26 protein-coding genes and 1 pseudogene are annotated in these 23,876 nt (G+C 59.5%); 12 read left to right on the forward strand and 15 right to left on the reverse strand.

Going from position 1 to position 23,876, the window contains the following annotated elements:
• Positions 1-62 precede the first annotated feature (62 nt).
• The 3 genes from HNR03_RS09710 to HNR03_RS09720 all read left to right on the forward strand — a co-directional run bounded on the left by HNR03_RS09710 (position 63) and on the right by HNR03_RS09720 (position 3,516).
• Positions 63-1,679: an inorganic phosphate transporter gene (locus HNR03_RS09710; RefSeq protein WP_222588105.1), complete on the forward strand. Its 1,617-nt coding sequence runs from the start codon at positions 63-65 to the stop codon at positions 1,677-1,679.
• Positions 1,680-1,930: 251 nt separating this feature from the next.
• The gene (locus tag HNR03_RS09715; protein WP_090187219.1) at positions 1,931-2,797 is read left to right on the forward strand and encodes a hypothetical protein; all 867 of its coding nucleotides are present in this window, start codon (positions 1,931-1,933) and stop codon (positions 2,795-2,797) included.
• Positions 2,794-3,516 (forward strand): TylF/MycF/NovP-related O-methyltransferase, encoded by a 723-nt coding sequence (locus HNR03_RS09720; RefSeq protein WP_007946102.1) that lies wholly within the window; start codon positions 2,794-2,796, stop codon positions 3,514-3,516. The genes HNR03_RS09715 and HNR03_RS09720 overlap by 4 nt, the downstream gene beginning before the upstream one ends.
• 135 nt (positions 3,517-3,651) lie before the next feature.
• Here the strand turns inward: HNR03_RS09720 and HNR03_RS09725 are convergent, their stop codons facing one another.
• Together HNR03_RS09725 and HNR03_RS09730 are read right to left on the reverse strand one after the other, a co-directional pair.
• Positions 3,652-3,777 (reverse strand): hypothetical protein, encoded by a 126-nt coding sequence (locus HNR03_RS09725; protein WP_259153057.1) that lies wholly within the window; start codon positions 3,775-3,777, stop codon positions 3,652-3,654.
• Between the two features lie 12 nt (positions 3,778-3,789).
• Positions 3,790-4,644 carry an NmrA family NAD(P)-binding protein gene (locus tag HNR03_RS09730; RefSeq protein WP_259153058.1) on the reverse strand — a complete coding sequence of 285 codons (855 nt, stop codon included), beginning with the start codon at positions 4,642-4,644 and terminating at the stop codon, positions 3,790-3,792.
• A gap of 113 nt (positions 4,645-4,757) precedes the next feature.
• Here HNR03_RS09730 and HNR03_RS09735 point away from each other — a divergent pair, with 113 nt between their 5' ends.
• Positions 4,758-5,669, forward strand: coding sequence for a LysR family transcriptional regulator (locus HNR03_RS09735; protein ID WP_259153059.1), 912 nt, complete (start codon positions 4,758-4,760; stop codon positions 5,667-5,669).
• Here HNR03_RS09735 and HNR03_RS09740 read toward each other — a convergent pair.
• Positions 5,647-6,093, reverse strand: coding sequence for a multidrug/biocide efflux PACE transporter (locus HNR03_RS09740; RefSeq protein WP_259153060.1), 447 nt, complete (start codon positions 6,091-6,093; stop codon positions 5,647-5,649). The two genes, HNR03_RS09735 and HNR03_RS09740, sit on opposite strands and share 23 nt — an antisense overlap.
• Before the next feature lie 90 nt (positions 6,094-6,183).
• Here HNR03_RS09740 and HNR03_RS09745 point away from each other — a divergent pair, with 90 nt between their 5' ends.
• Positions 6,184-7,038, forward strand: coding sequence for a LysR family transcriptional regulator (locus tag HNR03_RS09745; protein WP_222588109.1), 855 nt, complete (start codon positions 6,184-6,186; stop codon positions 7,036-7,038).
• Positions 7,039-7,158: 120 nt separating this feature from the next.
• Here the strand turns inward: HNR03_RS09745 and HNR03_RS09750 are convergent, their stop codons facing one another.
• From HNR03_RS09750 to HNR03_RS09765, 4 genes are all read right to left on the reverse strand, one after another.
• The gene (locus tag HNR03_RS09750; RefSeq protein WP_259153061.1) at positions 7,159-8,394 is read right to left on the reverse strand and encodes an RNA polymerase sigma factor; all 1,236 of its coding nucleotides are present in this window, start codon (positions 8,392-8,394) and stop codon (positions 7,159-7,161) included.
• Positions 8,394-8,885, reverse strand: a complete 492-nt coding sequence (locus HNR03_RS09755) for an SRPBCC family protein (RefSeq protein ID WP_259153062.1) — start codon at positions 8,883-8,885, stop codon at positions 8,394-8,396. The genes HNR03_RS09750 and HNR03_RS09755 overlap by 1 nt, the downstream gene beginning before the upstream one ends.
• A 28-nt stretch (positions 8,886-8,913) precedes the next feature.
• Entirely contained in the window at positions 8,914-9,258 is a 345-nt protein-coding gene (locus HNR03_RS09760) for a YciI family protein (RefSeq protein WP_222588112.1), read from the reverse strand.
• A gap of 81 nt (positions 9,259-9,339) precedes the next feature.
• Entirely contained in the window at positions 9,340-9,765 is a 426-nt protein-coding gene (locus HNR03_RS09765; protein WP_222588113.1) for a nuclear transport factor 2 family protein, read from the reverse strand.
• Between the two features lie 142 nt (positions 9,766-9,907).
• Between HNR03_RS09765 and HNR03_RS09770 the strand changes: the two genes are divergently transcribed.
• Positions 9,908-10,393, forward strand: a complete 486-nt coding sequence (locus HNR03_RS09770) for an N-acetyltransferase (RefSeq protein ID WP_222588114.1) — start codon at positions 9,908-9,910, stop codon at positions 10,391-10,393.
• 168 nt (positions 10,394-10,561) lie between these two features.
• On the opposite strand, the gene HNR03_RS09775 is transcribed toward HNR03_RS09770, so the two are convergent.
• The 3 genes from HNR03_RS09775 to HNR03_RS09785 form a co-directional block, all read right to left on the reverse strand.
• Entirely contained in the window at positions 10,562-11,050 is a 489-nt protein-coding gene (locus HNR03_RS09775) for a GNAT family N-acetyltransferase (protein ID WP_222588115.1), read from the reverse strand.
• Between the two features lie 314 nt (positions 11,051-11,364).
• Entirely contained in the window at positions 11,365-11,853 is a 489-nt protein-coding gene (locus HNR03_RS09780) for a GyrI-like domain-containing protein (RefSeq protein ID WP_259153063.1), read from the reverse strand.
• A 68-nt stretch (positions 11,854-11,921) separates the two neighbouring features.
• Entirely contained in the window at positions 11,922-12,584 is a 663-nt protein-coding gene (locus HNR03_RS09785) for a LysE family translocator (RefSeq protein ID WP_222588117.1), read from the reverse strand.
• Positions 12,585-12,723: 139 nt separating this feature from the next.
• Here HNR03_RS09785 and alaC point away from each other — a divergent pair, with 139 nt between their 5' ends.
• Positions 12,724-13,941 (forward strand): alanine transaminase, encoded by a 1,218-nt coding sequence (gene alaC / locus HNR03_RS09790; protein WP_259153065.1) that lies wholly within the window; start codon positions 12,724-12,726, stop codon positions 13,939-13,941.
• A 169-nt stretch (positions 13,942-14,110) separates the two neighbouring features.
• Here the strand turns inward: alaC and HNR03_RS09795 are convergent, their stop codons facing one another.
• Positions 14,111-15,463 carry a GntP family permease gene (locus HNR03_RS09795; protein WP_259153066.1) on the reverse strand — a complete coding sequence of 451 codons (1,353 nt, stop codon included), beginning with the start codon at positions 15,461-15,463 and terminating at the stop codon, positions 14,111-14,113.
• An 82-nt stretch (positions 15,464-15,545) separates the two neighbouring features.
• Positions 15,546-16,079: a gluconokinase gene (locus tag HNR03_RS09800; protein WP_090187259.1), complete on the reverse strand. Its 534-nt coding sequence runs from the start codon at positions 16,077-16,079 to the stop codon at positions 15,546-15,548.
• Positions 16,080-16,294: 215 nt separating this feature from the next.
• Here HNR03_RS09800 and HNR03_RS09805 point away from each other — a divergent pair, with 215 nt between their 5' ends.
• The 4 genes from HNR03_RS09805 to HNR03_RS09820 all read left to right on the forward strand — a co-directional run bounded on the left by HNR03_RS09805 (position 16,295) and on the right by HNR03_RS09820 (position 20,428).
• Positions 16,295-17,326 (forward strand): LacI family DNA-binding transcriptional regulator, encoded by a 1,032-nt coding sequence (locus tag HNR03_RS09805; RefSeq protein WP_259153074.1) that lies wholly within the window; start codon positions 16,295-16,297, stop codon positions 17,324-17,326.
• A gap of 192 nt (positions 17,327-17,518) precedes the next feature.
• Positions 17,519-18,151: a glutathione S-transferase family protein gene (locus HNR03_RS09810; protein ID WP_259153075.1), complete on the forward strand. Its 633-nt coding sequence runs from the start codon at positions 17,519-17,521 to the stop codon at positions 18,149-18,151.
• 140 nt (positions 18,152-18,291) lie between these two features.
• On the forward strand, positions 18,292-19,716 hold the full coding sequence (locus tag HNR03_RS09815; RefSeq protein ID WP_259153076.1) for an MFS transporter: 1,425 nt from the start codon (positions 18,292-18,294) through the stop codon (positions 19,714-19,716).
• 154 nt (positions 19,717-19,870) lie between these two features.
• On the forward strand, positions 19,871-20,428 hold the full coding sequence (locus HNR03_RS09820) for a hypothetical protein (RefSeq protein ID WP_259153077.1): 558 nt from the start codon (positions 19,871-19,873) through the stop codon (positions 20,426-20,428).
• Positions 20,429-20,488: 60 nt separating this feature from the next.
• Here the strand turns inward: HNR03_RS09820 and HNR03_RS31885 are convergent, their stop codons facing one another.
• The 3 genes and pseudogenes from HNR03_RS31885 to HNR03_RS09830 form a co-directional block, all read right to left on the reverse strand.
• On the reverse strand, positions 20,489-21,058 hold the full coding sequence (locus HNR03_RS31885) for a methyl-accepting chemotaxis protein (RefSeq protein ID WP_405046052.1): 570 nt from the start codon (positions 21,056-21,058) through the stop codon (positions 20,489-20,491).
• A pseudogene (locus tag HNR03_RS31890) lies at positions 21,032-21,808 on the reverse strand (PAS domain-containing protein); the annotation flags it as partial. The gene HNR03_RS31885 and the pseudogene HNR03_RS31890, both read right to left, overlap by 27 nt.
• Before the next feature lie 360 nt (positions 21,809-22,168).
• The gene (locus HNR03_RS09830; RefSeq protein WP_259153078.1) at positions 22,169-23,065 is read right to left on the reverse strand and encodes a LysR family transcriptional regulator; all 897 of its coding nucleotides are present in this window, start codon (positions 23,063-23,065) and stop codon (positions 22,169-22,171) included.
• A gap of 99 nt (positions 23,066-23,164) precedes the next feature.
• On the opposite strand from HNR03_RS09830, the gene gstA reads away from it, so the two are divergent.
• Complete coding sequence (gene gstA, locus HNR03_RS09835) at positions 23,165-23,767, forward strand: glutathione transferase GstA (protein WP_259153079.1); 603 nt, start codon at positions 23,165-23,167, stop codon at positions 23,765-23,767.
• Positions 23,768-23,876 lie beyond the last annotated feature (109 nt).

The raw sequence follows: 23,876 nt of genomic DNA on the forward strand, positions 1-23,876 counted from the left end.
TCCTCTGTAACATTCAGCAACGATCATGGGCGACACTCCTTCCCTCCCCAGGACTGTCCGTCATGGCTACGCCTTCCCTCTCTGCCCAGACGCAAGCGGCCACCAGAAGCGCCAAGCCGCAATTCGACAAAAAACCCAGCCTGTTGACCCTCGTGATCTTCTTCGGTTTGCTGGCCAGCGGACTGTTGTTCACTGCTTACAGCCTGATGCACGACATGAGCGAACTCGGCACGGTGGTCACCACCTGGACGCCGTTCCTGCTGTTGGGTGTGGCGCTGCTGATCGCCCTGGGCTTTGAGTTCGTCAACGGTTTCCACGACACCGCCAACGCCGTCGCCACGGTGATTTACACCAACTCGATGCCGCCAAACCTGGCGGTGGCCTGGTCCGGGTTCTTCAACTTCCTGGGGGTGCTGCTTTCGAGTGGTGCGGTGGCGTTCGGCATCATCGCGCTGCTGCCCGTGGAGCTGATTCTGCAAGTCGGTTCCGCCGCCGGTTTCGCGATGATCTTCGCCCTGTTGATCGCGGCGATCCTGTGGAACCTCGGCACCTGGTGGCTGGGTTTGCCGGCCTCCTCGTCGCACACCTTGATCGGTTCGATCATCGGCGTCGGCGTAGCAAATGCCTTGATGCACGGCCATGACGGCACCAGCGGCGTGGACTGGGCGCAGGCGACCAAGATCGGTTACGCGTTGCTGTTGTCACCGCTGGTCGGTTTCGGCTTTGCCGCGCTGTTGCTGCTGGCCCTGCGTGCGTTTGTCAAAAATCGCTCGCTGTACAAGGCTCCGGTGGGCAACACGCCGCCGCCGTGGTGGATTCGCGGCATGTTGATTGTGACCTGCACCGGCGTTTCGTTCGCCCACGGTTCCAACGACGGCCAGAAAGGCATGGGGCTGATCATGTTGATTCTGGTCGGAACGTTGCCGATGGCGTATGCGTTGAACCGCACCATGCCAGCCGACCAGGCGCTGCAATTCGCCGCCGTCGCCGAAGTCACCCAGCAAGCACTGGTGAAAACCGCGCCGCTGCCGGCCCCGGCCGATCCGCGTCCGGTGCTGTCCGAATACGTGCGCAGCAAGCAAGCCACGCCACAACTGATTCCAGCCCTCGCCGCCCTCACGGGCAGCATCGGCGCAGAGGTCAAGGGTTATGGCTCGCTGTCCAAAGTACCGGTCGAAGCCGTGGGCAACGTGCGTAACGACATGTACCTGACCAGCGAAACCATTCGCCTGATGGACAAGAACAAGGTCGGCAACTTCGACGCCGACACCACCAGCAAGCTGCAACTGTTCAAGCAACAGATCGACAACTCGACGCGCTTCATTCCGCTGTGGGTGAAGATCGCCGTGGCGATTGCGCTGGGACTGGGCACCATGGTCGGCTGGAAACGTATCGTGGTGACGGTCGGCGAGAAGATCGGCAAGACCCACCTGACCTACGCCCAGGGCGCCTCGGCGGAAACCGTGGCAATGCTGACCATCGGCGCGGCGGACATGTTCGGATTGCCGGTGTCGACCACCCATGTGCTGTCTTCAGGCGTGGCCGGGACCATGGTCGCCAACGGTGGCGGCTTGCAGATGAAGACCATCCGCAACCTGCTGATGGCCTGGGTGCTGACCTTGCCGGCGGCGATTCTGCTGTCGGGCAGTTTGTATTGGTTGTTCACCCAGATTTTCTAGCCTCAACACAACCCCCCTGTGGGAGCGGGCTTGCTCGCGAAGGCGGAGTGTCAGTCAACTCAACTGTTGAATGTGCATCCGTCTTCGCGAGCAAGCCCGCTCCCACAGGGGGATTTTTTTGTCCGGACAATGCATTTCGTCGAAGATTCAACGCTTTTCGCTTTTATTGATCCGCCGCCAGCCCGATTGCACTTCAGTTTGCTAACGTGTGGCCGACTCTTAAGAGACTCGATGCATTCAGGAGTGGAATCGTGAATCTGTACATCAATCAGCTTCAGCAAAAAGCTGACTTCAAAGAAGCCATCTACGCCGGCGACATCTTCCTGAACACCCAGCTGCGCGCGGCCAAAGAGTTGTGTGCGTTCGCTCAGGAAAGCATCACCGCCGCTTTCGACGGCGAGACCAATCACCAGGCGTTGCACACGCTGATGCCGGTGGAAGAATTCGTGGTTTTGGTGACGCGCCTCAAAGGCCAGTTCACCAACAGCCAGCGCGCCAAGGACCTGATCCTGGCGTTCATCGACGAAATCGGCGTCGACCCGCGCGAATACATTTTCGACGTGCCGCGCATTCGCGTGGTACCGAACTATGACTACCTGCACGCCGGTGTCAGCTATGCCTACAAACCGCATCGCGACACGTGGTACGGCAGCGTCGATTGCCAGATCAACACCTGGATGCCGGTGCACACCATTCGCCCCGACCAGACCATGATGATAAACGCCGGCTACTTCGACGTTCCGGTGAAGAACACTTCCAGCCAATGGAGCCTCAACGACTGGATCAACAACCAGCGCCACAAGGCCAAGGACAACCTCAAGGAGGAAGTCCGCGTGCACCCGGTGCCGCTGGAAGACATCAACACTGCGTCCGAAGTGCGCATTGCCGGCAACACCGGCGAGATGCTGATTTTCTCAGGCTCGCACCTGCACGGCACGGTCGCCAACCACACCGAACAAACCCGCTTCAGCGTGGATTTCCGCCTGATGCACCTCGACGACCTCAAGCACAAGCGCGGCGCGATCAACGTCGACAGCGCCTGCCCTGACGTCGGCGCCGGCTTCAAAGACTATTTCCACGCCCACGACTTTTCGAATTTCCAAGGAATCCAGCAATGACCAAGCGTCGCATCACGCCCGCAGAGGCCCAGTACAACGAAACCCGTGCCAACGTTCTGAAACGGGTCGATGCCGAGTACGTGGCCGACGCGCCGTTCGTCTTCGCCAACCGCATCGGCGTGACCGCTGCGCTGTCGCGCATGGAGCTGTTCAAGAAAGTCGCTGAAGTACCGGGCGCGATCATCGAGTGCGGCGTGTACAAGGGCAACTCGCTGATGCTGTACATGCACTTGTCGATGATTCTCGAACCGTACGCGATCAACCGCTCGATCATTGGCTTCGACACGTTCGAAGGCTTCCAGAGCATCGACAAGAAAGAAGACCCGGCCGACGTCAACGAGACCATGTTCTCCGACACCGACCAGTCGCTGATCCAGGACATGATCGACGCCAACGACCTGCTGCGCCCGGTCAACCGCATCCCGCGTTGCGAGCTGGTCAAAGGCGACATCGTCAAAACCGTGCCGGAATGGGTCAAGACCCGCCCGGACCTGGTCGTGGCCATGCTGATCCTCGACACCGACCTGTACGAATCGACCAAGGTCGCGCTGGAAACCTTCCTGCCGTACATGCCAAAAGGCGCGATCGTGGTCCTGGACGAAGTGGCTTACCGCAACTTCCCGGGCGAAACCAAAGCCCTGCGCGAAGTGCTGGACCTGAACAAGATCGAGCTCAAGCGTTTGCCGTTTGATAGCTGCGTAGGCTACTTCCACGTTTAACCATCAAACTGGAAGCTGAAACAAAACCTGTGGGAGCGGGCTTGCTCGCGAAGACGGACTCACATTCAACAGTTGAGTTGAATGATACGCCGCCTTCGCGAGCAAGCCCGCTCCCACACGTTTATCTGCGGTGCCTTAGGTTGTGGACTGGATCAGGTTCGCCAGCCAGTCCATGAACGCCCAGCGCATCGACACGGCGATCCGTGGTGCTGATTTCAAGTTCCAGATGGGTGCCGCGCCATAAAAAATCGGGCTGATCATCAGCCCGTTTTTTTAGTGCCGGGAGACAAGTCTCTTCAACACTGTGAGCAGTTCCACCCTGCCCTTGCGCGGCTCGCCTTCGAACTCGATCCAGCCTTCGTTGAAGCCATCGATCATCTGTATCCGCGGCAATGGATTACGCATGCCCTGATGCTCGAACAACGCCTGCCAGGTCTCGCGCGGCACGCTTTGCATCCGCACCGGTTTGCCCAACAGTTCGCTGAAACCGGCACCCAATTGCAGCGGAGTAATGCGTTGTGGGCCTTCGAGTTCAACGACGCGTTTGCCCTGCCATGATTCCGCCAACAGCTCGGCGGCCACCCGACCGACGTCGACGGTGGCGATCATCGGCACCGGTTTATCCAGCGGTTGCAGGAAACTCGGAATCATCCCCGAGCCCATCGCGTGCTCGACGTCCCACTGAGCGTTTTCCATGAACCACGCCGGGCGCAGGAAAGTGATGGGCAATTCCAGCGTGTTTAACGCCTGCTCCAGCAGTTGCAACTGGTTGAGCAAGTTCGGCTGAGTGGCCTGGGCACCGATGGTCGACAGGCACACCACGTGACCGGGGCGTGCGGCTGTCAGTGCCTGACGAATGTTTTGCACCAACTGCCGGGTTTCTGGAAAACCGGGGGACGGATCGAAGTTCGACGGCATCATCACAAAAACACCGTCCACGCCGGTAAAGGCCTGGGCCATGGCCTGCCAGTCATCGACATCGGCCAACGCCAGCTCACAACCACGCTGCGCCCACTGCGCGCCTTTGTCGGCGTTGCGCACCACGGCGCGTACTGCACGGCCGGCAGCCAACAAAGTTCGGGCGACTTCGCCACCCACCTGCCCGGTAATGCCCATCACTGCGTACATGAACTGCTCTCCTGCCAGAAAACGACGAATGTCGCGATGGGGAGAATTTTCCGCGCAATGGCGAGATTCTCCGATAGCATCAATGTCATTGCATACGTGATCAGGAATCATCAATGAGCTTCGATGCCAGTCTTGCCAGCGGCATGGGCGTTTTCAGCGCGGTAGTCGATGGTGGCAGCTTCGTGCGCGCCGCCGAGGCCTTGGAACTGACGCCATCGGGCGTGAGCCGCGCCATCGCCCGGCTGGAAAAACGCTTGGGCATTCGCCTGTTCGACCGCACCACCCGCACCGTCACCCTGACCGATGAGGGCCGGCGTTTCTACGGCGAGATCGCGCCGCTGCTGGCCAGTCTCGAAGAAGCGGCGAACTCGGCATCCAGCAGCGCCACTCAAGTCCGGGGACGCCTGCGAGTCAACATGGACCCGTACTTTTCCCGACTGATTATCGGCCCGGCGCTCGGCCAGTTCATGCAGCGCTATCCCGAGCTGTACCTGGAACTGCAAACCCGCGATCAATTGGGCGACATGGTGGCCGATGGTTTTGATCTGGCCGTGCGATTTGGGCATCCGGCGTCCTCCTCGCTGGTCGCGCGCCAATTGCTGGAGGTGCGGGTGCTGACCGTCGCCTCGCCGGCCTATCTGAAAAAACATGGGCGGCCATTGACGCCATTGGACATGGAAGACGAGCGGCACGTGTGCATGCAGTTCCGCGATCCGCAAACCGCTCGCCCGTTCGGCTGGGAATTCCATCGACCGGGACGGCCGGTGTTGCATGTACAGCCGCATTGCCGCTTGCTGGTCAATGATGTCGGCACGCTGCACAGCGTTTGTGAAAGTGGCCAGGCCATCGCCCAGGTACTGGACCTGGGGATGGCGCCGGCCTTGAAGGCGGGCCGTCTGGTCGAGTTGTTTCCCGACTGGCCCGATGAGCGTTTCCCGCTGTATGCCTTGTACCCTTCACGGCACTTGCCGGCGGCCAAGGTGCGGGCGTTTCTCGAGTTTGTCAGTGAGCTTTGCGTAACGTAGCCCGGCCGATCACCATGCGCTCACGCACCACGTCATACACCCAGTGATACACATAGGTGTAGGGCAGGAAAAACAGCAGCACGCCGATGTCCAGCAGGAACGCCTGCCACAGGCTGACGTTGAGCCACCAGGCAATCAACGGCACCCCGACCGCAACAAGTCCGCCTTCAAACAGCAGCGCATGGACGACCCGCATCCACGCGGTATGAGCGATCTCGAAGCGCTTGAGTGTGCGATCGAACAGGCCGTTGAAAACCACGTTCCACGCCAGCGCCAATGCCGCGATGACCACGGTGACGACGCCCATCTCAAGCATCGGTTTATCCATGATCCACGCCAGCAGTGGCGTACAGATCAGGATGGCCAGCACTTCGAAACCGATGGCCTGCAAGATTCGTTCGGTGATGGATTTGTTGACGCTCATGATCAGGACTCCCTGAGTGACTGTGGTTGCCATGATCCGCCCTCACGTCGATACTTCATAACCAATAACCATCGATCAAGGCGATAGTTCATGGCGTCTCAAGAAGTGTTGCAGGCGTTTGTGCAGGCGGCGACGCAAGGCTCGTTCTCGGCGGCGGCGCGCAAGCTGGGCCGCAGTCAGTCGACCATCAGCGCGGCGGTGGCCAGTCTTGAAATCGATCTGAACCTGACCCTCTTCGACCGCAGCAGCCGCAAACCCGGCCTGACGCCGGCCGGGCACGTGATGCTGCAGCGGGCCGAGGAAATCCTCGCCGCCACCAGCCGTCTGGAAATGACCGCCAGCCAACTCTCGCAAGGGGTTGAGCCGAAGCTGACGGTGGCGATTTCCGATACCTATCAGTCCGACCGGTTCGAAGCGGCGCTCAGTGCGTTCGACCAGCGTTATCCGGACCTGGAGCTTGAATGCCTGATCGCTGAATGTGATGACCTGGTGGCGTTGGTGCAACGCGGTCGGGCGCATGTCGCCTTCGCGGAAAAACAGGACAGTTACCCGCCGGACCTGGTCAGCTCAACGGTTGAGGAAAAGACCGAAATCGCGTTGTTTGTCTCCCGAGAGCATCCCCTGGCGACGCTGAGCGGCATTGATCAGGACGTGCTGCAACAGCACCGGGAGTTACGGTTGGCGACCATCGTCAATCCGTATGAAAGCCGTGCGAAGGGACGTGTCTGGTCGGCGCCGAGTTACCTGATGCTGCTGGAAATGGCCCAGGGTGGATTTGGCTGGGCGCCTTTGCCGCGCTGGTTGGTGGAGCGGTTTGGCCCGGGGACGTTGCAGGAATTGAACGTGCGCGGCTGGCCGAAACCGGTGTTCGTCGATGCGCTGTGGTCGCGGTTGCATCCGCCGGGGCCGGCGGGGAGCTGGTTGCTGGGCAAGATGCTGGAGTGAAGGTCCTGCGGACCTTATCGCGGGCAAGCCCGCTCCCACAGGGATTGGTGGTGTACACAAATTTTGTGACCGCTCCACTGTGGGAGCGGGCTTGCCCGCGAAGAGGCTCGCGAAATCACCTCACTTCAAAGCCCTGATCCGCGCCTCGATAAACCGCCGCTCCGGCACCTGCTGCGTCAATTCCAGCGCCCGTTCATAAGCCGCCCGCGCCTCTTCGACCCGCCCCAACTGCCGGCAAAACTCCGCCCGCGCCGAATGCGCCAAGTGGTAGTCCTGCAATTCGCCGCGATCCAGAATTCCCTCGACCAACACCAGCCCTGCCAGCGGACCGTCACGCCTGGAGATCGCCGCCGCGCGGTTCAATTCAATGACCGGTGAAGGCACCGCCGCCAACAGCACGTCATACAGGCCGACAATCTGCTGCCAGTCAGTCTCCCCCGCCGTGGGCGCCTCGGCGTGCACCGCCGCAATCGCCGCTTGCAGGCAATAAGGCCCGAACCGTCCGGTGCTCAGCGCCGCTTCCACCAACGCGCAGCCTTCGGCAATCATTTGGGCATCCCACAACGAGCGATCCTGTTCGTCCAGCACAATCAACTCACCGTCTGCCGACGTCCGTGCCCGGCGCCGCGACTCGTGCAACAGCATCAAGGCCAGCAGCCCCATCACCTCCGATTCCGGGAGCAATTGCAGCAACAATCGCCCGAGCCGAATCGCCTCGCGCGTCAGCTCTTCACGGGTCACTTCAGCGCCGACCGATGCCGAGTAGCCTTCGTTGAACACCAGGTAAATCACCCGCAGCACGCTGTCCAGGCGCTCGGGCAATTCCGCCAGCGTGGGGACTTGATAAGGGATTTTCGCATCACGGATTTTCGCTTTCGCCCGCACGATGCGCTGGGCGATGGTCGCCGGTGCCGAGAGAAAGGCCCGGGCGATTTCTTCCGTGGTCAGGTCGCAGACTTCGCGTAGGGTCAGCGGCACCTGGGCGTCTGCCGCCAATGCCGGGTGGCAACAGGTGAAGATCAGCCGCAAGCGATCATCTTCCACGTCTTCATCACTCCAGTCGGCCTGTTCCAGCGCCTCCAGTTGAGCGATCAACAGCGGTTTCGAGGCGGCAAACCGCGCGCGCCGACGCAACACATCAATGCCCTTGAAGCGCCCGGTCGACACCAGCCACGCGCGCGGATTGTCCGGCACACCGTCACGCTGCCAGCGCTCGACCGCGACGAAAAAAGCCTCGTGCATCGCCTCTTCTGCGAGGTCGAAATCACCGAGCAAACGGATCAGGGTCGCCAGAATCCGCCGCGAGTCTTCGCGGTAAACCTGCTCGACCCTAGCCGTGACTGAATTGTCAGGCATCAGTCCGGCATGCCGTCAGTCACCAGCGTTTCCAGTCGATCAAGGCTTTGCCCCCAGCCGTCATGAAAACCCATGGCGTCGTGAGCCTGGCGATCTTCTTCGGACCAGTGCATGGCGCGGGCGGTATAGAGGGTCTGGCCATTGTGGTCTTCAAGCGTCACTTCGGCCGACATGAACGGCTTGCCCGATGGAATCCAGCCTGGAATAAACGCGTCGGTGAACACCAGACGCTCAGGCGCGACGATTTCCAGGAACACGCCCATGGTCGGGTACTCGGTGCCGTCCGGGGCGCGCATCAGGGTGCGAAACTGGCCGCCGACCCACAGGTCCATTTCGCATTCGGGCGTGGTCATTCCGTGGGGCCCCCACCATTGGGCGAGCAAGGCGGGTTCGGTCCAGGCGCGAAAGATCTTGCGGCGCGGCGCGTCGATCAGCCGGCTGATGGACAACTCGTACGGGGCAGGTTTGCGGTCAAAGGTTTGCGGACTCATGGGCTCTCCTGGTTTTTTTGATTGTTATTCAGGGATTCAACTGGCGAACGGGACGCACCTCGACGCTGCCAACCCGGGCCGCCGGAATATTGCCGGCGACCTGGATCGCTTCATTGAGGTCCTTGGCATCGATCAGGTAAAAGCCGGCCAATTGCTCCTTGGTTTCGGCGAACGGACCGTCGGTGATCGACAGCTTGCCGTTGCGCATGCGCACGGTGGTCGCGGTCTGCACCGATTCCAGCGCCTCGGCCGCGAGCATCCGGCCACTGCCCTGGATTGACTCGGCGTAGGCCAGGCACTCGGCGTCCTCGGGGCTGTCGGGCAAGGAGTGCAACGTCTGTTCGTTGCTGTAGACCAGGCACAGATACTTCATTTGGACTCTCCCGGATCGAACTGATCAACTATGGCCGCTGATAGGTGTTTTCGCGCGGCTTCCCGATAAACAACCCGACGATCAGGGTTCAAGGTTGAACAGTGCGCTGCCGCTCGTCATGTCGAACGGGGCCGACCAATGTTCGTGGACAATCCGCCATTGCCCGGCATCGCGCCGATAGCAGGCGGTGACGCGCATCCAGCAGGCCTGGGTTTCACCCTGTTCATTGGTGCCGCCGCAATGGGCCAGCCAATGGGCGAAGGCGATGTGCTCATCCGCCACGATGTTCATGTGGCTGAAATCAAACTTATGCGCGCCCTGGCACATTTCCATGCACTCCTCCCAGTGCGCGCGATAGGCGGCTTTACCCCGAAACTCCAGAGCCTTGACCGCGTCGTAGGAGACGATGTCCTCGGCATACAGGGGCATGAGCTTGTCGATATCCTTGGCGATGACGGCCTGGCGATAGTGTTCGATCAGGGTCTCGATTTCGTGGGTAGCGTTCATGGTGGTTCTCCGTGGTTTTTAGAATGAAGACACCCTTAGTCGTCTGACCTGACGCCAAATCGACCGTTGAAATAAAAATAATCCACGAACGCAAACTCGCTAGAATCCGAAACCTGTTTTTTGATGGAAAAAGGACACTCCAGTGATAACCCGACTCGTGCCTTATGAAAGCCTGAACGCGCTTCAGCGCCAGCAGATCGAGGCCATCGAAGTTCACAAAGAGCAAATCAGGTTCTCGGGGGACATCCACGGCGCCCTGCACTCGCTGCTGTCCAAACCCGGCCCCGGGGTCAAAGGATTTGCCCTGCTGGCCGAGGAGAAGCCAGTCGCCTTCCTGCTGCTCAAACGTCCGCCGGTGCTGCCCGCGTGGGCCGACGAACACAGCGCCACCCTGCACGCCTTGCAAGTCGATCAGCGAGCTCAGGGCAAAGGCTATGGAAAGGCCTGCCTGCAAGCCTTGCCCGACGTGGCACGCCAGGCGTTTCCAGAAATAAAAGCGTTGGAATTATCGGTGGACGCAGACAACGAAGCGGCCATCGCGCTCTATGCGAAATTCGGCTGGGTCGACAGCGGCGAAGCGTACAAGGGCCGGATCGGCTATGAACGGCGCATGAGTCTGGTTTTTTGAGGCGCTTGCTGCAAGGCTGAGCGACAGCCTTCACGAACACAACACCTACACCTTGTGGGAGCGAGCCTGCTCGCGATAGCGGTGCGTCAGACGACATCATCGGTGGCTGAGCCACCGCTATCGCGAGCAGGCTCACTCCCACAGGGGTCTGCGCTGTTTGATAGAGGTTTACAGCGCCAACACCATCTCATGCCACGCCATGCCGCCGTGGTCGGATTCCGAAGGCTTGATGTAGGCGAATCCGAATCCGGCATAGAGCGGAATGTGTCGTTCCTTGCACATCAAATGGATATGGGTCTTTTTCAGACCTCGCATCCGCTCGATGAATTCAGCCATCAATCGTTTGGCCAAACCCTGCCCCTGATAATCCGGGTGCACCACCACCGACATGATCACCACTTGCGGGCCGGCCGGGTCGTGGCCGATCAGTTCCTTGAAGGCTTCATCGGACATTTGCACCTGAAACGCCGCACCTGAATTGATGAAGCCGGCGACCACGCCGTCGACTTCAGCGACGATGAACCCCTCGGGCCAGGTGGCGATGCGGGTGGCGATTTTTTCCCGGGTGGCGGCTTCGTCACCTTCGTAGGCAACGGTTTCGATAGCGTAGCAACGGTCCAGGTCAGCAGGAATGACGTGGCGGATGACGGTGTTCATGGCAGCTCGGAATCAGCGAATGAGAAGGCTTGGGATCATAGATTAATAAGGTGTTCATATCGATCACCGCAGGCGCCGTAAAGCCTGCGTATAGGCGCTGTCATTGCTCGTTGGTGTGGATTATTGATGTGTCCTGTCTCTGGACATCAATAGGGGGAACTCACCATGAGCAGCGTTCAGATAGGTCTTCTTATGCTGTTGGGCATCAGCACGTTTGGCTTCATCACGTTGTCGATCGACCTGATGCGGGCGCGACGGATGAAGCGAGGCAAGTAACATCGAGAGGCGCACGTTCGGTCCGCCTCTCGATGCGCTCATTGCTCTTTGATCGGCAGCCAGATTTCCAGCTTTCCGGTGTTGAGTTTCGGGTTGAAGTCTTCGCTGTAGCGTTCGAATTCCGGCGCGTCCACCGCCTGATAAATGGACTTTGGCAGCCAGGTTTTCCAGATGTATTGAAAAGTCTTGGGCAAAGTGTCCAGTGAACCCTTGTGCTCGAACACCGCATATTGCTGGGGCTGAACCTCGATCCAACGGTACTTCTCGGGCAGGTCATCGAGCTTGCTGATTTCCACGCCGGCAATGTATTCGAAACCACCTTTGCCATCCGGATTGCAGCAGATGCCGTACGTTACTTCGCCTTTTTGACCGGGAATCTTGCCAATCTCGGGGATGAATTTTTCCCAGAGGTCGGGGATTTTCCTGGAGGTTTCCTGGGTAAATCGCCCGCCAAAACCGGCAATGAGCAAAAAGTGCCCATGTTCGATGCGTGGCTCGGCCGGTTCGACAAATGTTTGCTCATCCATGACTCAACTCCTGAGACGAAAAAAGTGGGTTCGGCTGGGAGTATAGAAGCCCGAACCGATTCGCCCACTTACAGGGCCTGCAACTGCTCGACGGCGCCCGAGCCAATAAACTCGTTGTAGCCCGATAGAATCACGTAGACCGCGAAATAGCAGAAGATAGCCGCCGATGCCATGTAGGAGTAGCGCAGCAGTTTGTCGCCCAGCAACTTGCCGCCGTGACTCGCAGCGAAACACAACGCGACGCACCAGAGCACGCCAGCGCAGAGAAATCCGCCGAGAAACAACGCCGAACTCAGGGCGCCACTGCCGCCGGAGCGCGCGATCAAGGTGCCGCCCACCGCGGCGAACCACAGGATTGCGCTGGGGGATGACATGGCGAGGAAGATGCCGCGAAAAAACTCCTTGCGATGGGAGTTCTGCCCCACTTCCGCAGACTGCGCCAGCACCGCCTCATGGTGAATCGCCGAGTAGATCATCTTCGCCGCGAAATACACCAGCAACGCCGAACCGCCGATCCACAGTACCCAGCGCACGGTTTCGTACTGCAGCAAAACCGTCATGCCCGCCAGTGCCAGCACCGCGTAGATCAGGTCGCCGACACAGGTCCCCAACCCCAGCGCAAAGCCTTGAAAATAGCCGCGCTGCATGGCCAGGGTGATCATCGCGATGTTGGCCACGCCGATATCCAGGCACAGCGAAAGGCTCAGCAAGAAGCCGCTGGTAAATTCCATCAACCGATTTCCTTCGGAAAAATTTGTTTACAGAGTCGCTGGACAGTGTGCCATACCAGCCCTTATCTTCCGCAACAGGCCACCGCAGTGGCCAGCGTCGCTCGGACGGTTCCGGGCGCTCACGTTATCCGAGGCAACAATGGCCAACCCAGGTTCGCCGCGCCGCTTTGCGCGCATAGATCGACTCCCCCCTTACGTATTCAACATCACTGCCGAGCTGAAGATGGCCGCCCGTCGTCGTGGCGAAGACATCATCGATTTCAGCATGGGCAACCCTGATGGCCCTACCCCGCCGCACATCGTCGAAAAACTGGTGACCGTCGCCCAGCGCGAAGACACCCACGGTTACTCGACGTCCAAAGGCATTCCGCGTCTGCGCCGGGCGATTTCCAACTGGTACAAGGATCGCTACGCGGTCGATATCGACCCGGAAAGCGAAGCCATCGTGACCATCGGTTCCAAGGAAGGCCTGGCGCATTTGATGCTGGCCACCCTCGATCAGGGCGACACGGTCCTGGTGCCGAACCCGAGCTATCCGATTCACATCTACGGTGCCGTGATTGCCGGCGCCCAAGTGCGTTCGGTGCCGCTGATTCCTGGCGTGGACTTCTTCGCCGAACTGGAAAGCGCCATTCGTGGTTCGATCCCGAAACCGAAAATGATGATCCTCGGCTTCCCGTCCAACCCCACGGCCCAATGCGTGGAGCTGGATTTCTTCGAACGCGTGATCGCGCTCGCCAAACAGTACGACGTTTTGGTGGTGCACGACCTGGCTTACGCCGACATCGTCTACGACGGCTGGAAAGCCCCGTCGATCATGCAGGTGCCGGGCGCCAAGGACATCGCGGTGGAGTTTTTTACCCTGTCCAAGAGCTACAACATGGCGGGCTGGCGCATCGGTTTCATGGTCGGCAACGCCGAACTGGTCAACGCCCTGGCGCGGATCAAGAGTTATCACGACTACGGCACGTTCACTCCATTGCAGGTCGCGGCCATTGCGGCGCTGGAAGGCGATCAGCAGTGCGTCAAAGACATCGCCGAGCAGTACCGGCAGCGACGCAACGTGCTGGTCAAGGGCCTGCATGAACTGGGCTGGATGGTCGAGAATCCGAAAGCTTCTATGTACGTCTGGGCAAAGATTCCCGAGGCGTATGCGCACTTGGGCTCGCTGGAATTCGCCAAGAAAATGCTCGCCGAGGCCAAGGTCTGCGTCTCGCCGGGTGTGGGATTCGGGGAATACGGGGATGATCATGTGCGCTTCGCGCTGATCGAAAACCAGGACCGGATTCGTCAGGCCGTGCGCGGGATTCGCGCGATGTTCCGGGCGGATGGGTTGGTCGGCAAAGCCAACGCCTGATCGATTAAGCAGACACAAAAAAACCGCAGCGATGCGGTTTTTTTGTACCTGATCGTTCCCACGCTCTGCGTGGGAATGCCGCCATGGACGCTCCGCGTCCACTGTGACGCGGAGCGTCACGGGATGCATTCCCACGCAGAGCGTGGGAACGATCAGTGCGACGGTGTGCTTAGACGAACATCGACAGCAGCAGGATAAAGCCCAGCGCCACAATGGACAGGATGGTTTCCATCGCGGTCCAGGTCTTGAACGTTTCAGCCACGGTCATGTTGAAGTATTGCTTCACCAGCCAGAAACCCGCGTCGTTGACGTGAGACAGGATCAACGAACCGGCACCGGTGGCCAGCACCAGCAGCTCACGGTTCACACCTGGAATCATCCCCACCACCGGCACCACGATGCCTGCGCCGGTAATGGTCGCCACGGTTGCAGAACCGGTCGCCACGCGAATCACCGCCGCCACCAGCCACGCCAGAAGGATCGGAGAAATCTGAGCATTCACGGCCATGTGGCCGATCACGTCACCCACGCCGCTGGTCACCAGCATCTGCTTGAAGCCACCACCGGCACCGATGATCAGAATGATCGCGGCGGTCGGCGCGAGACTGGCGTCGAGCAACTTCAGAATCTTGCTCGAACCCATGCCCTGCTTGTGGCCAAAGGTATACAGCGACAGCAGCAGCGCCAACAGCAACGCCGAGATCGGGTGACCGACCAGGTCCATGAAGGAGCGCGCGAAGTTGCCTTCCGGCAGCACCACGTCAGCAAAGGTCTTGAGCAACATCAGGAACACCGGCAGCAGCACGGTGACCAGGGTGATGCCGAAGCTTGGCAGCTCGGCCGCTTCCGGCTCGCGAGCCAGTTGATCCACCAGTTCCTGGTTAGGATGGCCGGGGATGTATTTGGAAATGAACGTGCCGTAGATCGGGCCGGCGATAATGGCCGTCGGCAGCGCAACGATCAGACCATAGAGAATGGTTTTACCGATGTCGGCACCGAACACACCGATGGCCAGCAACGGACCCGGGTGCGGTGGCACCAGGCCGTGAACGGCGGACAGACCGGCCAGCAGCGGGATACCGATCTTGATGATCGACACGCCGGTACGCCGGGCGACGATGAACACCAACGGAATCAGCAGCACGAAACCGATTTCGAAGAACAGCGGAATGCCGACCAGGAACGCGGCGAACATCATGGCCCACTGCACCTTGTCCTTGCCGAACGCCCGGATCAGGGTCTGGGCAATCTGATCCGCCCCGCCCGACTCGGCCATCATCTTGCCGAGCATCGTGCCCAGCGCGAGGATGATCCCGACGAAACCAAGCACCCCACCGAAGCCGTCCTGGAACGCCTTGATGATGGTGCCGATCGGCATGCCGGAAGTCAGCCCGAGGAACGCGGCGGCAATGATCAGGGCAATGAACGGGTGGAGCTTGAACTTGGTGATCAGGACAATAAGCCCGATCACCGTGACCACTGCATCGAGCAGCAGGAACGTCTCGTGGGACATGCCAAACATTAGGGGTGTCTCCTGGTTGTTGTTGTTATTAAAGCGGGTAATTCGCACGCCATAAGGACAGCGCTGTCTTTTCTGGCCCGACTCATACGGCGAGTTTCAGGCCGTGTTCCAGCCACCAGACATGCGCCTGCTTCGCCAATTGCTCGACGCTATGGTTCGACGCGTCCAGAGCCAGGGTCAGGGGCTCGCCAACGGGCGATTCAAGCGTGGCGAACTGGCTGTCGATCAGGGTCGATGGCATGAAGTGGCCAGGCCGGTGAGACACACGATCGGCGGCAACTTCAGGAGTCAGCTCAAGAAAAACGAAGCCCAGGCCAGGCAAGGCGCTGCGCAGACGTTCGCGATAACTGTGTTTGAGGGCCGAGCAGGTCAGCACCGGGCGCTCGCCCTTGGCATCCACGCGGCGCAGCTCATCGCACAGGCTGTCGAGCCAGCCGGCACGGTCTTCGTCGTCCAGGGGGATACCCGCGCTCATCTTTTCGATATTGGCGGCAGGGTGGAAAGTGTCGCCTTCAATGGCGGTCGCGCCGCTGAGTTGGCACAAGGCCTCGCTGACGCAAGTCTTGCCGCAACCGGCAACGCCCATGATGACCAGGGCGGTGATGGGATGATTCATGTAACACCTCAGCGCGCAGACAGCGCTACCTTTGACAGTTGTGACACTGGAACAAAAGCAGAAGTTGCCGACGCCTTCTTGTCATTTTTGTGGGTTGCAGCATGTTCGTTCCCAATGCCAAAAAGCGGGGATCAGGCAAACCCCGCTCACGCATTTGCAGCTGCATCGAGACAGCGCTACCTTAGTGCCTCGAATTTTGTTTGGCAAGCCGCTCGATGAACTCCCCTAAAAACGATAAAAATACGCGCACCACTGGCCGCCCGACCTTGAACGAAGTCGCACGCCTGGCTGGTGTCAGCCCGATCACCGCCTCCCGCGCCTTGCGCGGTGTCAGCACAGTGGCCACCGAACTGGTGGAAAAAGTGCAGAAAGCGGCGCTTGAACTCAACTACGTGGTCAACCCTGCTGCCCGGGCGTTAGCCTCGGCCCAGAGCCATTCGGTGGTGGTTCTGGTGCCGTCGCTGTCCAACTTGCTGTTCATTGATACGCTGGAAGCCATTCATCAGGTTTTGCGCCCCAAGGGCTTCGAAGTCCTGATCGGCAACTTCCATTACTCGCGCGATGAAGAAGAAAACCTGCTGCGCAATTACATGGCGTATCAGCCGCGCGGTTTGCTGCTGACCGGTTTCGACCGCACTGAAAGTTCTCGGCGGATGATCGAGGCGAGCAACATCCCGTGCGTGTACATGATGGAACTGGACAGTGCGGCGGGCGTGAACTGTGTGGGCTTTTCGCAACTCGCCGCCGGCGAAACGGCAGCCGAGCATTTGCTGTCCCGTGGGCGCAAACGCCTGGCCTACATCGGCGCGCAGCTGGACCAACGCACGTTGTTGCGTGGCGAAGGTTTCCGCAAGGCGCTGCAAAAGGCCGGCTTGTATGACCCGGATCTGGAAATACTGACACCGCGCGCCTCCTCCGTCGGTTTGGGTGGCGAGTTGTTCCTACAGCTTATTGCCGCTCATCCGGATGTCGATGCGATCTTCTTCGGCAACGACGACCTGGCGCAGGGCGCGCTGCTGGAAGCCATGCGCTGCGGGATCAAAATCCCCGAACGCGTAGCGATCCTCGGCTTCAACGACCTGCCTGCCTCGGCGCACATGGTCCCGCGCCTGAGCAGCATCAGCACCCCGCGCGAGGCCATTGGCCGCCGTTCGGCGGAGTTGATGTTGACGCTGCTGGCCGGCAATTCAGTGGCAAAACCGGTGCAGGACATGGGGTTTGAGTTGAAGGTGCGCGAGAGCACCTGACCGATGGGAGCGAGCTGGCACCCCACAGTGAATCGCCGCGTGCTTGAACGGCGCGTCGTTCAAGCAGTGGGATTTCAACTAACCTTGATAGTGCTCCCCTGCATCTGTGCTCAGCCCGCATCGGCGCAATACGATCCTGCTCGAAATGTCTGTTAGATTCCTGAAGCGTCGAATCGCTAACGGAGTAGCCCAATGGAACATGCACTGAAAATTCTGGGTAAAGCCTCCTCCATCAACGTCAGAAAAGTTCTGTGGACGTGTGAGGAACTGGGCGTTCCCTACGAACGAGAAGACTGGGGCGGCGGTTACGCGTCGACCCACACGGCGGAGTTTCTCCGGCTCAATCCCAATGCCCAGGTCCCGGTGATCATCGATGAGGCGGGCGTGCTGTGGGAGTCGAACACCATCTGCCGTTATCTGGCAGGCAAACACCACAACACCGACTTGCTGCCGCACGAACCGGCGGCACGCGCTCGGGTCGAGCAGTGGATGGATTGGCAAGCCACTGAACTCAACAGCTCCTGGAGCTATGCCTTTACGGCACTGGTGCGCAAGGACCCGGAGTTCCAGGATCCGCATCACATCGCCGCCGGCGTACGCGGCTGGAACCAGAAGATGGGCATCCTCGAGCATCAGCTCGCAACCACCAAAGCCTATGTCGCCGGACCACACTTCACCCTGGCCGATATCGTCATCGGCTTGTCCGTCAACCGCTGGCTGATGACGCCGATGGAGCGCCCCGACTACCCGGCCATCGATGAGTATTTTCAGCGATTGGCACAACGTCCCGGTTTCCTGAAATACGGCTGCAACGGCCTGCCTTGAGCGCCCTGCGCTACAAATCACTAAAAACCGAACATCTGCTGCAATAACCGGGCGAATCTCGGTGCAAAGCCGCCGAGATTCACAACCATTGATTCCGATAGCAGGCTAAGCTTCTCCATCAATAAGAAATGGACAAGCCCATGACTGCGCCTACCCCAACCGTCGCTCAAACAGACGGCATCGATCCCGTTCGCGCCGCGCAGATTTCTGCACGCATCGACCGACTTCCCGCCGTGGCGACCCTCTGGCGCCTGGTGGCGCTGCTCTCGATCGGTGGTTTTTTCGAACTCTATGACCTGTTCCAGACGGCCTATATCAGCCCGGGCCTGATCCGCGACGGCATCTTCGCCACCGGCAGTCAGGGCGTGTTCGGTTTCTCTGACCAGGCAGCGTTCGCCTCCGCGACGTTTCTCGGGCTGTTCCTTGGCGCGAGTTTGCTGAGCCCGCTGGCCGACCGTTTCGGACGCCGCGCGATCTTCACCTTCGCACTGATCTGGTACACCGTCGCGACAGTGGCGATGGGCGTTCAGAGTTCGGCACTGGGCATTATCTGCATGCGGTTTCTGGTGGGCATCGGACTAGGTATCGAGCTGGTGACCATCGATGCTTACCTCTCGGAACTGGTGCCTAAACGCATGCGCAGTTCGGCGTTTGCCTTCGCCTTTTTCGTGCAGTTTCTGTCGGTGCCGGCGGTGGCGCTGATGTCGTGGTGGCTGGTGCCACAGGCGCCGTTCGGTGTGTCCGGCTGGCGTTGGGTGGTGTTGGCGAGTGCGGTATTTGCGCTGTTCATCTGGTGGCTGCGTTCACGGTTGCCGGAATCACCGCGCTGGCTGGCCCAGCATGGCCGGTTCGACGAGGCCAGCGCGATTGTCGATGACATCGAAGCGCGCTGCGTGAAAGATCAGGGCAAGCCATTGGACGAGCCGGAACTGGCCGCCGTGGACATTCAAGGCACTGGCCGCTTCGCCGATATCTGGCAGCCCCCCTATCGTCGTCGGGCGCTGATGCTGATTGTCTTCCACGTGTTCCAGGCCATCGGCTTCTTCGGCTTCGGCAACTGGCTGCCAGCGCTGCTTTCCGGTCAGGGCGTGAGTGTCACGCACAGCTTGATGTACGCGTTCATCATCACCCTCGCCTACCCGCTCGGGCCGCTGCTGTTTGTGAAGTTTGCCAACCGTTTTGAAAACAAGTGGCAGATCGTCGGTTCGGCACTCGGTGCGATGACCTTCGGTACGCTGTTCGCGATGCAGACCAGCGCCTTCGGCCTGATCTTCTGCGGAGTGATGATTACTTTCTGCAACGCCTGGCTGAGCTTCAGCTATCACTCTTATCAAAGTGAATTGTTCCCCACCAACATCCGCGCCCGCGCCGTGGGGTTCTGTTATTCGTTCAGCCGATTGTCGACGGTGTTCAGCAGTTTGCTGATCGGGATTTTCCTCGAGCACTTCGGCACGCCGGGCGTGCTGGCGTTCATTGTCGCCAGCATGCTGATCGTGATGTTGACCATCGGCTGGTTTGGCCCGCGCACCCGCAACCTGGCGCTGGAAAATATCGCGCACCGCTGAGACGTCGGCGGTCGATGGCTGCCGCCCAGCGGCAAACGTTGACCGCCCGCCGCGTGCAACCTGTCCCTTCAGGCCCGGCAAACGCGGGCCCGGGACAACGGCACGCTAATTGCTCGATTCCATAGATCAGTCATTACCTGCAGGTTTATCCGTCATGTTTGTCAGTGCAAAACAAGCGCAGATTATTCCCCTGGCCAAGAAGCTCGGCAAAGACCCGGCGGCCGAAGTGGCGGCCGGGCTGCAGAGCGGCGTTCAGAACTCGATGTTTCAAGCCTTTCAAACCAATGGGCAGGCGCAGGTTCAGTCGTCCGCCACTGGACAGGCCACCCAGCAAGTCAGCGAGGCCAGCAAAATCAGCGACAACGTCAATGAAGCGTTCGCCAAAACCCGAGTGGCGCTGCAAGCCGCCGACTCTGCCAAGCTGCCAGCCAACGCTCAAGCCAAGGCCACTGACAGCACGGCCATGACCGACTTCAAGGACTACATGAGCAAGACGCCGGAACAGCGTATGCACGACAGTATCCTGAAAGAGATGGGCATCACCGAAGAAGACCTCAAAGCCATGCCGCCAGAAAAACAACTGGCCATTAGCAAAGAGATCGCCCAGCGCATGGAAGACAAGATGAAGCTGGCGTCGACCGAGAAAGCTGGCGACAGCAGCACTGCAAAAGACACGCCTCAGGTAGTCGACAAATTCCTTGCTTCACTTTGAAGACACAGGGACTTTTTGTAGGAGCCAGCCGTTCGGCTCCTACAAAGGCATTGCCGCGACTCAGATGATCTGCAACGTCGAATTAAATTGACTGATCGCATCCACCACATGCCGCGAGCCCTGCTGAATTTCCAGAATCACCTCGCCCGCCTCGTTCGCCAGTTCCACTCCCAGACCGGTTCGGCTCAAGCTCGATTGCATGCTCGTCACGGCGCTCATCGATAAATCGTGGTTCTTGCGCACCACGTCGACAATCTCCACCGTCGCCTGACTCGTGCGTGCCGCAAGGCTGCGAACTTCGTCGGCCACCACGGCAAACCCGCGTCCGTGGTCGCCGGCCCGCGCGGCTTCGATGGCCGCATTCAGCGCCAGCAGGTTTGTCTGGTCGGCGATGCCGCGAATGGTCTGGACGATGGTGCCGATGATGTCGGACTGCTTGCTGACCGCATCGATGCTCTGCGCCGCTTCGTTCAAGTCCCGGGAAATGTCCTGGATGATCTGCACGGTTTGCTGCACCACTTGAGACCCCTTCTGCGCGCAGGCATCGTTTTGCACCGAGGTGCTGTGGGCCGACTCCGCTGCGGTCTGCAACGTCGTCACTTGCTCGGTGATGTCGCTGGCAAACTTCACCACTTTGTACAAACGGCCCTTGGCATCGAACAACGGGTTGTAAGAGGCCTCAAGGAACACCGTATGCCCGTGCTTGTCTTTGCGCTCGAAACGGTGCGAGTGATATTCGCCGCGATTGAGTGAAGCCCAGAACGCCTTGTACGCCTGCGACTCGGATTCGGCGCGGTGGCAAAACAGGCTGTGATGCTGGCCGATCACTTCGTTGAGCGAGTAATGCATCGTCTTCAGAAAGTTGTCGTTGGCGGTGATGACTTTGCCTTCGGGGGTGAACTCGATCACCGCCATGGAACGGCCAATCGCAGAGAGCATGCTTTCTTCTTCGTGTTCCTTGTAAACCCTGTCGGAAATATCCGTTGCGACTTTGATCACGCTTTTAACCTGGCGATCGGCACCGAACACCGGCATATAACTGGCCTCGAGCCAAACTTCCTTGCCTTGCTTGTTCAACCGCAAAAACGTACCGCCAACAGGTTCGCCACGAGCCAGGTCTCGCCACAACTTCGCGTATTCCTCACTGCGGTAGAACGCTTCTTCGCAAAAGATCCGGTGGTGTTTGCCGCGAACTTCTTCGGCGCTGTAACCCATTGCGCGGCAAAAGTTGTCGTTGGCATCGAGCACGATGCCCTCCGGGGTGAACTCAATCATGGCCATCGAGCGGCTGACCGCCGCCAACTTGGCGTTGGCTTCGCTCAGCGCGCAACTGAATCGTTGGATTTCCTGAAGGTCAGCCTTGTGATGTAGGTTAAACATGGTCGTATCACCTTAAGCGCGTTCTTTTGATTGATGAAAGTTCTTCGGTCTTTCAACGGCTCTACCAAATCGCTTCTTGGTACAGGCACACGCGTTCCTCCACGGGAGGAAATGTCAGGTGATCAATGATGTTCAATCGGAGAGTCCATGCAGCAGCACTCTGATCAAGACATCCTTCTCTTGATAGCCCGGAACCGGGCCAGCCCTAACGGTTTCATCAGTAATTCCCTTTAGCGCACAGCTTCCTTGTTGTTCAGTATGGTGCCGTGGGTTGCGCACGTTTGCGGTGTCATTGGCTATCGCCAGCGACATAGTCAGTTACAAGTCAGCTTAGACAGGAGCAGAGAAGGCGCAAGGCCACTAGTCAGCCAGCATTGAGGACAAAATCGGTTCAGCGAGCATGTTGAGCAATGCTTGCACGGCGGCTGAAGGTTCCCGGGTCGGCGTGACCACCAAGGCAAACTCGCGCTCGATACGCGGGTGGACTGGCATCACACGCAGGCCTTGGCGATGAGTGGGCAGCGTCAATTCGGGCACCAGCGTCACGCCGATGTTTTCCCGCACCAGCGTGAACGCGCTGCTCCACTCCCGGACCTCGACCCGAACGTCACGTAACTGCAAACCGGCATCTGCGGCCAGGCTGCGAGCGTTGGTTGAACAACCGCCCGTGGCCAACACGAAAGGTTCCTGCACCAACTCCGCAAGGGTAATGCCGACCTCGTTCGAACGGCGCGCCAAGGGATGACCGAGCGGGACGACGGCCATCCAGGCATCACGTCCCAAATGACTGGCCTTGCGCTCGGGGGGCGGGTTCAACACCACGCCGACATCCACCAGCCCGGCGTCGAGCAGTGCTTCAATTTCATCGTCGCTGACCTCAAGTGCCACCACTTCAATGCCGGGATAGAGCCGATTGAACTGGCGCAACAATGGCGGCAGGAACGTAGCCAGCACCATGGGGAAACTGGCCAGGCGAATCGTGCCGCGTTGAATGCCTTTGGCGGCATCGACGCTGCTGCGAATATTTTCCAGGGCTCCAAGCATCGTTCGTGCGTGTTCGATCACAGGCAAGCCGATGGCCGTCGGCAACGTTTGGCGATTCTCCCGACTGAACAGTTGAACGCCCAATGTTTCTTCAATCAAGGCCAACGCCTGACTCGCCCCTGACTGGGTCATGCCAACGCGCTCGGCGGCCCGGGTGATGTTGCCGGTATCAGCCACCGCCACCACCATTCGCCAATGCATCAGATTCATCATGGCAGTAGCTTTCCTTATGGCTGTGTTCTGAAAGAGTAATTTTACCGAGGGCACCGCGCACTATGACACTGGCGTAAATCCCCAACCAGAGCCCTCCCGATGAAGTTGTATTACACCCCCCAAGCCTGCTCGCTGGCGCCGCATATCGTGCTGCGTGAACTGGATCTGCCATTCGAATTGATCCGCGTTGATAACCGCACCAAAAAAACGGTTGAGGGCGATGACTTCCTCGCGATCAACCCAAAGGGTTACGTCGCGGCCTTGCAGCTGGATAACGGCGAAGTGTTGACCGAAGGCCCGGCGATCTTGCAATACCTGGCGGACCTGCGACCGGACGCAAACCTGGCACCGGCGAGCGGGACGTTCCAGCGGGTACGGTTGCAAGAGTGCTTGAACTTTGTCTCGACAGAGATTCATGGCGGACTGGGCTGGCTGTTCAATTCGCAGTTTCCGGAGACGGTAAAAGCGCTGATCAAAGAGAAGCTGTTCAAGCGATTGGCGGTGTTGAACGAAACGCTGGGGCGGCAAGATTATTTGCTGGCGGGTGGGTTCGGCATCGCCGATGCGTATCTGTTTACGGTGCTGCGCTGGGCGCCACTGTTTGCCATTGATTTGAATCAGTGGCCGGCGTTGGTGCGGTTTCAGGCCAGCATTGAGCAACGGCCAGCAGTGAAAGCCGCGTTGGCTGCGGAGTTGGTGTAGACCGCGACATCGCCGCTCCCACACTGGGTCTGAGGCTTACACACATTTTGTGCTCTCAGCAGATCCAATGTGGGAGCGAGCCTGCTCGCGAATGCAGTCGCTCATGCGT

The organism is Pseudomonas sp. JAI111, from assembly GCF_024809425.1.
Taxonomy (GTDB): domain Bacteria; phylum Pseudomonadota; class Gammaproteobacteria; order Pseudomonadales; family Pseudomonadaceae; genus Aquipseudomonas.